Here is a 9,177-nt window from a genome sequence, read left to right as displayed (position 1 = left end):
TGAAACCAGGCATAATAACGATTACCGTTCTTTGACTACTGTACTTTAATCACCTTCATTAGTTGCTTTTATATCAGAAAATTTGACGTAGATATTTGAGTATAAGAATTAGCTTTGTGCTCTGATAATTCTAACGGTTAATGTTGCATTATCTGGTAATGATTGATATTTCTTGAGCGTTTCTTTGTAGGTGTTAGTGTATAGGTACAATTATCTATCCATTTTACTATGAAAGTTGTACTATCCTTTTTCCCCTTCTGTAATTTCACATTGCCTTGCTCCTTTCGTTCTATAAAAGAAGTTCTGTTTCGGCTATCAATTATTTTAAATGACCCGTTTTTAAATCTATTACACTCTAAATTTTGTCCATACAAATATGAACTTAAAGTCATAATGATAAACAAGAAAAACAATTTAATTTCATTTAAAATATTAATTATGAACTACTCTATACTTTGTTGCGCTATTTTAATATTGGCACCATACTTACTTATTAAATATAAAACTTTACGCCTTAACAATAAGATTAACATTCGTTACAATGTCTCAACTACTAATTATGGGAATTGTGGCTATTCTAGCCATTAATAAGTAGCATTTATCGTTATCTTCTTTTCTGTTTTTACTGAGATTACTACTTCTGTTTTTGTTTCCAATTAACATTATTATTATACTTGGGTTGTGGCTTTACAAAACTTGTAATAACCTTTATTTGCACTCTTCATTGCTTTCCGTACAACTACCAGACTGTAAATCTTCTTACAACCTTTTTCCATCACCCGCTTTTGCATCTTGAATAAATATTTCTTTTTCACTGTTTTACTTTTTGAACATCACCATTTATGAAAGATTGAACATTGTTTAACACTCGCTTCCATTGGGCGGTTTGAGCAGTTCTACCAAAACCGATAATATCAGCCCCTACATTATTTGTAGTTATATTGTGAATAGCAAAAATCAATTACCCTGTTTCAGGATTAAATGTTCCTGAAAATTCAATTGGCCTACCAGCATCCGTGACCATATAAAGTTGCTACTTTAATTGTAAAACTATTTTCAGTTACTTGAACATCTGTAAATCTCACATAATCTTTAAATACTCTCCAAGAATATCAATATCCATATGGTCGCCAACCGCTAATTGATTATTCCATCATTAGGATTTTCCATAGGCTATAATTTGCCCAGGAATTATTCGGATTATGTATTATGCTGCGGGTCTGTAGTGTAAGCAGTTTTTTAGATTATTAAATGCCTCCTTATTACTTTTTGTTTGAAGATTATATGTAGCATCAACAATAGGACCTGAACCATGAAGTAGAAAATTACATTTAGGGCTGTTACACCTTTGCTTTCTACAATTTTTTCTCATCATGTATTGCTCATTCTTTACCTTCTATATCTATACCATCAACAGGTCTATTTCCTGCAAAAGAATAAGGAGTCCAAAAAGGATATTTACTTGTTAGTGGGTCAACGCTTAAAAATCTTCCAAACGTGGGTCATATATTCTAAATTTAAATTCTAAACTATTTCCACTACCTTTTAATTCATCATCCTTTTCTTGCCCGTTAAAGCCGAATCTACGGCCTTTTCCTGCAAGATATGACCTATTATCCATCCCCATCCCAAAGGGATAGTAATCCATACCACCCAAGATCCAGGAATTCAAATGCTTGGCTTGTTTTTTCAATATGTGAATTTAGCATAATTTGCTAAAATTATTGCTTTTCGTACAAGCTATTTTCCAATTTCCGGTAAATTTTCCTGGCTTCATCGTCAAGTTGGCTTTGTGATATTTCTACGTAGCGATAAAACTCTCTGCTACCGGGAGCGTGTCCGGAAATTTTTCTCACCAGGTGTTCGGGCATTCCCAATCTCAGGAAAGTAGAGATTGCCGTCCTTCGCATCATGTGTGAAGTGATGAGATCGCAGAACCGAAACGGAGTTCTTGTTTTTGAATTTCTGAACAACATGATCACTTTACCCTGCCGTTCCCGGGAAACGAGCCGGGGTTCTGTCCAACCGGCCAGCTCACCGAGCAATTTTATTTTCTTGTTCAAACAGGAGTTTGAAATGGGTGGCAATAACTTTGATCCCGAAACCCTATTTCGATTGATGATGTTAATCGCATAGTCTGGAATTAAAATTCGTGTATAGGTATGTGTTTTGCGACTGTTGACACTGATGTATATTGCCTTTCCTTCCGGTTCTATGTTGGCCTTTGTAAGGCCGAGCAGGTCTGATACCCTTAGACCAAGGGTACAACCCAGCACAAAAATGTCTTTTATCATTTTCATTTGGTTTGATAAACTTTCCTCAAACTGTTTGTCGTGAATGAGGAATTGCAATCGCTCCGGACTCAACACCAGAACAGGGAGTTTTTCTTTTCGTACATAAAACGATTTGTGGAATTGACCGATTTGCATTCCACGATCTGTGAGTAAATAGCTGAAAAAAGTGCGGATGTTTTTAAAATGAAAACCGGCGTAATTGTCAAAGGCGGATTTTTGGGAGTAAAGAAATTCCGAGAAGCGCTGATAGAATCTTTTCCAGTACAGTTGTTCCGATTCAATTTCACGGTTGCTCGATTTCCTCACATCCCGTATCCTTAAACCAAATTGAAATTTTTCATTGAATTGCTGAAGGCATTTCAAGGTCATCCTGTAATTCATCACACTTTCGGGCTTTAACCGCAGTCCGTTTTTTTGGTGTCTTCTGCCAGAAGCTGAATCGGAAATGAATTTTTCAAAGAGCGGCAGAAACGGGAACTCTTTTATTTTTTTACTTGCCTTTTTTCTCATCGTCATAGTTTTAATTGTTATCAATTAAGACCACTATGAAAACAAGAAAAGCGATATAATTCTTGACGGAGGTTATGTTTATTTTAAACAGAAGGAATAATGTATCCGAAAACAGTCGTGAATTTTAAAATGAAAAAGAAAACATATATGAAGAAGCAAGCAAAGTTCTGCTCACCATTTTCACGAAAAGAAGCTCAGCCGTACCATAACTCACTTTTTAATTAATTGTGCTGAACCAGTATTTTCTTGCTAACCAATTTTTCTTTGCATTCAACCTGTAGTACGTAGATACCATTATTCAGATCAGAAGTTGGAATAGTTAGTTTTTGCATTTCCTGTAAATTGGAAAAACTCCTAGGGCTCGAAACTTCGCGTCCCATCAGATCCTTTAAATAAATAGTTCCAGCTCCAGAATAGGTTCCCTGAAAATATACGTTGAGACTTGAGTTGACCGGATTTGGAAATGTTGTTATACCATAAAAGGTATCGAAATTGGATACGCCAACAGCATTGTCCATTTTAACAGCCCAAATATCTCCATGTCCCAAGAGTCCTATGACATCCCCATCGACACTGATTGTGCTTCCGGCTACGATTAATCCACCATCTGTCGTAGCAGCGATGCTTTGTGGAAAGTCATTGGAACTACCCCCAAGATTCATCTGCCAGTCGACATGGTTACCGGAAGGATCAAGGACAACAACCCAATAATCTGACAAGCCATAATTCCAGACAACATCACCATTGTTAGAATAGGATTTAACGGCAACCAAATAACCTCCAAACGTTGCTTCGCACACAGACAATGCAATGTCATCACTGGTTCCGCCTAAACAACGTTGCCATTGAAGATTGCCGAGAGCATCAATTTTTATGACCCAGGCATCTTGCATTCCATGATATCCACTCACATCTCCGTCGTTAGATTGTGTAGTGCCCGCAATAATATAACCGCCATCTGATGTACTATTCATACAATAGGCTCCGTCGGCACTCGTGCCGCCATAACATTTTTGCCATTGAATGGTTCCGGAAGAGTCCAATTGCACAACCCAGAGGTCGCTCAAGCCTCCATGATTCCCTGTCACATTTCCATCGGTGGAAGCAGTGCCTCCGGTAATTATACAGCCGCCACCCGGTGTTTCCCTGACAGCATAACCCCAATCTTCATAAGAGCCCCCAAGACATTTTTGCCAGATGATATTTCCGACAGAGTTCAGTTTTACCACCCAGATGTCATGAAACCCAAGTGAACCGGTTACATCTCCATCTGTCGACTGAACAATTCCGACAATGAAATATCCTCCATCCGTTGATTCTCTGACAGAATATCCATCATCCCAGCGTGAACCACCCAAACATTTCTGCCATTGCAGAACTCCGTTCTGGTCGGTTTTCACGAACCAGAGATCAGCGTCCAGTCCATGGTAGCCGGTTACATCACCATCATTTGAAAAAGTTGACCCCCCGAGGATAAAGCCTCCGTCAGAAGTTTGTTGGGATGATTTGCAGACATCCAGGTTTGTTCCGCCATAATGTGCTGACCATAGAGCGTAACCGTTTGCATCAACTTTCATCAAAGCCATGTCATAGTTACCATGATAATTACCGGTTAATCCATTTAGCAGTTGAGAACCTGTACTTGCAGAAATGATATAGCCTCCGTCTGACGTTTGCGAACATGTTGCATCGTCTTCATTCTCTATTCCACCATAACAATACATCCATTGTATTTGTGCATCAGAGTTTATCCAGGAGAAAAAGAAAATGATTAGTAAGAGTTTTTGCATAAGGATGGGTTTATTTAGTAACCTTAAAAACTACATGTAATATAATAATCGAATATAAAAAGAATCGGATATTTGATCAAGCAGGTGGCAAATCATGCCATTTTTAAACCATCATTTAATAACAAGAACGAGTAGAACAGTATTAATTACTTCGCTGAGCAGATTCACCATTGTTTCACCAAAGGAGTCCCACGACAGCCATAACTTATTGATATACAAGAAACAAGATGATTTTTCACACAATCCCACCCTCTCCGCGTTACAGAGTCAGTGTTAGTTTCAGAGCGTGTTTTCAGAAAATTCTGATCATTCGTACGGGAACTGAAACTGACTCTTTTTTTTGTGCAGGTTGGGATGATATGGTCAGATTCGTTTGTTATTGAAAACAATTTACCGGTCTTGAAATTACTCACACCACGATGAATAATAGATTACCGATTTCAGTAGAGTAAAATAAGATTTAGAAACAGCAATTTTTTTTTGTTTACACAGAATTAATTCGGAACCTTCAAATACACCAGATTTTCTTTATTGAAAAAGTAAGAGTTATTCATATTCCCTGCGATGAATTTTTTTAGAGCCGCACTGTTGGAGAATTGTTCATCAATATTATCCGTAATTTCTGAGAGCATGACGCTGTCGGCCCTAACAAGAACTTTATAGAGCATATATTTTTGTTCGCCCTCGGCGGAATCTTTTCTTTGGATGTTCAGAAAATGAAATCCGTTCACAATGGATTCAAAAGCCTGGTAGTGCTCCGTTCCGTTTTCGGATTTTCCAATTTTTTCAATTGCATAATGGGTTTTGTCCAAAGCGGTCACAACAATGGATTCGTCTTCAGTATTCTCTTTTTTCCAGGTGCCGAGAAGTTGCGGATCGGTATTCACATTGGCTTCGTCAATAGGAACTGTTGATTCATAAGGACAGGCAAAAAAAAGAACAGAGCAAAATAGCAATGCGATAGTTCGAAAGATCGATTTGGTTTTCATTTTCAGAATGGATTTCAACGGGTTTGTATTCGAATAGTTTTTTTACACAGGGTGAGTACCCTTCAATTTTTCAGAAAGCTTGCATTGAGAATTGAGTTCTTCAGATATAAACGAAGAGCATACACACCACTCGACAGGAAAGAAATGTCCAATGAATGATTGATTTCATTCGCATACCGGGTGAACACTTTTCTTCCATAACGATCGTAACATTCGAGATACAGGATTTCTTTTGGATTCACTTTAGCTTGAATGTTAAGCAAATTGTTTGCAGGGTTTGGAAATACACAAAATCCACTAATGGACTCATTAAATAAATCCGAAGAAACGGATGCGATCACATTTGGTATTTCAACCGAATTGGAACAGCCGTTGCTATCGGTGATTAGAACAGAATAGTTTCCGCTTTGAGAGGCAATGTAAAAATACTCATTGGCCCCACTAATGATGTTAGTGTTATAATACCATTGGTATCCCACATATCCAGGTGCCGCAAACAAACTATCTCCATGCTGAATAATTGTAATTGCCGGGAAATCCGGAAATACATGGATGTAATCTACAAGCATTGTTGTATTGAACGAAGGGCCATCTCTTGCCAGCAAAGAAACAGAGTAGGTACCGGGCGATGCATAACAAATTCCGGTCGGATTGTTCTCTACACTCGTGGCAGGAGAGCCTCCGGGAAAGGACCATTCATAATAAGTTGCATTCAAAGATTGATTTGTAAAATCAATACAGGTTCCCGGACAAATATCCTGTGAAGCGGTAAGAAAATCGGCAGTCACTTGCCCGAATTCGGTTTTCAAAACCCAATAACGGGCAGGACCAGTTGGAGGAAAATTTTGTGATACATCCCCTCCAACGCCATAAGATTCTCCTGCCAGAATAAATTGCCCGTTTGCAAGCGGCGTAATGTATTGACCGAATTCTCCATAATGGCTTCCTAAGCATTTGCTCCCGAGCAGCGTTCCATCATAGGCAATTCTGCATAACCACATATCCGGGTTGGCAGATGTCAGAGAGTCGTGAAAGCCGTGTACCTGGCCATCGCTTGAACTAACTGATCCGATCACCAGAAAAGTACTATCAGGGAACTCAACAAACTCTTCAAAGAAGTCCATGTCACTACCACCATAACATTTTTGCCAAACCAGATTGCCAATGGAATCTGTCCTGATAAGATAGGCATCATAGTATCCTCCATGATAATCCGGTAAAGCATCAGAAGAAGTTGCACCGGAAGCAAGGATATCTCCATTCGCACAAACTTTTACAAAGCCGAGATTTTCATATGCTGTATCACCATAACATTTGGACCACAATAAATTTCCGTTGATGTCTGTTTTCAGCATCCAGAAATCAGATGCCCCATGATTTCCACTAATATCATAGTCATTGGAATTAGTTGAGCCCACAGAAACGTATCCATTGTTCGTTGTAATTATTTCATAAAGCACATCAGCATTACTTCCACCAAGACATTTCTGCCACTGAATTGTTCCGGACGAGTCTGTTTTGACAATCCAGCCATCATAATTTCCATTGAAGTAGGTGGTGTCGTGATGACCGGTAACATCGTCATCGTTGGAGCTTGTATAACCTGAGAAAATATAACCTCCATCTGTAGTTGTGTCGCAGCTGAGAAAGGTATCGTATTTTTTTCCACCATATGTTTTGGCCCATTGCAGCACAAAGTTGGAGTCAAACTTTAATACCCATGCATCTGTTGAGTTAATCCAGGCGGCTTGTGTGGAATCATAATACATGTGTTGACCGATAACATCACCATCATTTGAAACAGTAAACCCTGCAACAATAAATCCACCCTCCCTGGTTTTTGTTCCGCAGGCAGCTACATCTGCCCGGGAGCCTCCATAACAATGCTGACTTATAAAAGCCCCGGAACTGTCTGTTTTGATCACCCAGAAATCTTCTTCACCGTGATTTCCGAAAACCTGGTTTGCATCCGGACCGTTGGTTGTACCCGGAATTGCATAGCCGAAATCATTCATTTCAATAATTGCATCCAGTCCGTCTCCCAATCCTGAGCCACCATAGCAATGTTCCCAATTAATATTTGGAATCTGGCAAAATGAAACCCGAACAACAAAAAAGAAAAAGAGAAGAAGAAACCGTTTCATGGTAATGAAATTAGAACTCTTCAAAAACAGATATAACAGTATTTAGAATACAGCTGTTACGGCAAAGGTTTAATCAAAATCTCAAAGCAATCCAATCAATTAATATGGACAATGAGAATAATTATTCGACTTTAATTAGTTTTTTCGTCACCGACTTATCTCCGAGATCAACCGAAACAAAATAAACTCCTGCAGGAAGAGAAGAAAGATCAATCGGGCTGAAAGATGAAACAGGACTGGAAAATTTTTGTATGAATTTTATTTCACCTGACAAATCCCTTACGCGAACAGAATACATCGACTTTCCGTTCGGAATAATATTTACCAACTGCTTGCATGGGTTTGGATATACACTCACCGGATCGTATTCCAGAACAGGAGGAAGTCCAAGCCATTGACTTTCGTCAAAACGCACGACACCATGTGTTTCTGTACCACACCAGATAATGCCGCTGTTTTCGATGGCAACCGTGAATACAATGTCATCGGGCATGTTGCTGTTAGTTGTGTTCCAATGGTAATAATAAAATCCCTCTTTTTTCACCAGGCCTTTATCATAAGAGCCCATGTAGAAATTTTGCTGAGAACTTTGCGCGAGGGAATTCAGACTATTCGTTGGAATATTTGAACTGCCGGTATTGTAAGCGATCCAGGTTCCATTGAAGAAAGCAACCAAAGCACCGGCAGGACAGGTCATCCATTTTATTCCACCCGAATCAACCAGCAGTCCGAGGATGGTGTTGTCGGGAAATCCGTTGGCGTAAACACTCCAGTTTGTAAAAGCGGTATCGACCATTCGAACTAAGCCACCATTGATTGTGCCCAACCAGCGGGTTGAATCATTTTCTTCAACAAGCACAGACATGTTGTTAACCGGCAAGCTGGAATTCAGAATGTCAAATATTGTCCAATTGTTTCCATCAAACAGACACAAGCCATTGTCTGTACAAATCCATTTACGGTTTTGGCTATCGATAGTAATACTGCGAATATAATTCGACGCGATTCCTGAATTGCCTGTATTGTAAACCGTCCAGTTGCTTCCGTCAAAAACATTCACACCGCCGTTTTGTGTAGAGATCCATGCATTTCCTTGTTGATCAAAAGCGACATGTTTTACGGAATTGTCTGAAATATTTGAATTGGTCGTAAGATAAACTGACCATGTTGTATCATTGTAAATGGCAAGACCGTATTCTGTACAAAACCATTTTCTGTTTTGTGAATCAATTCCGATATATCGACATTGATTTTCCGGAAGAGGAGAATTGAAACGATCAAAAATTGTGAATCCGCCTTGCGCCGACACTTGTCCTGCAAGCGTTGAAAAAAAGATTACAGCCAGGAGTAGAATTCGTTTCATGTTGATCGGATTTATGACAAATTTAATTATCGACCTTGATTCTGCCATGACCGAAATCAGGGCGATGCAATACACAAGTACAAATGA

General features: G+C 39.0%; 6 protein-coding genes. All 6 read right to left on the bottom strand.

What is annotated here, in order from left to right:
* Window positions 1-1,480: 1,480 nt before the first annotated feature.
* On the bottom strand, window positions 1,481-1,693 hold the full coding sequence (locus IPP86_08285) for a hypothetical protein (protein ID MBL0138513.1): 213 nt from the start codon (window positions 1,691-1,693) through the stop codon (window positions 1,481-1,483).
* A gap of 28 nt (window positions 1,694-1,721) precedes the next feature.
* Window positions 1,722-2,804: a tyrosine-type recombinase/integrase gene (locus IPP86_08280; GenBank protein MBL0138512.1), complete on the bottom strand. Its 1,083-nt coding sequence runs from the start codon at window positions 2,802-2,804 to the stop codon at window positions 1,722-1,724.
* A gap of 221 nt (window positions 2,805-3,025) precedes the next feature.
* The gene (locus IPP86_08275; protein ID MBL0138511.1) at window positions 3,026-4,594 is read right to left on the bottom strand and encodes a T9SS type A sorting domain-containing protein; all 1,569 of its coding nucleotides are present in this window, start codon (window positions 4,592-4,594) and stop codon (window positions 3,026-3,028) included.
* 494 nt (window positions 4,595-5,088) lie between these two features.
* Complete coding sequence (locus IPP86_08270; protein ID MBL0138510.1) at window positions 5,089-5,583, bottom strand: hypothetical protein; 495 nt, start codon at window positions 5,581-5,583, stop codon at window positions 5,089-5,091.
* A 62-nt stretch (window positions 5,584-5,645) separates the two neighbouring features.
* Window positions 5,646-7,727, bottom strand: coding sequence for a PKD domain-containing protein (locus tag IPP86_08265; protein MBL0138509.1), 2,082 nt, complete (start codon window positions 7,725-7,727; stop codon window positions 5,646-5,648).
* A 121-nt stretch (window positions 7,728-7,848) separates the two neighbouring features.
* Window positions 7,849-9,090 (bottom strand): T9SS type A sorting domain-containing protein, encoded by a 1,242-nt coding sequence (locus IPP86_08260; protein MBL0138508.1) that lies wholly within the window; start codon window positions 9,088-9,090, stop codon window positions 7,849-7,851.
* Between the last annotated feature and the right edge of the window lie 87 nt (window positions 9,091-9,177).

This window comes from Bacteroidota bacterium (assembly GCA_016720935.1).
Classification (GTDB): domain Bacteria; phylum Bacteroidota; class Bacteroidia; order AKYH767-A; family 2013-40CM-41-45; genus JADKJP01.
This window is presented reverse-complemented; position numbering and strand designations above follow the sequence as displayed.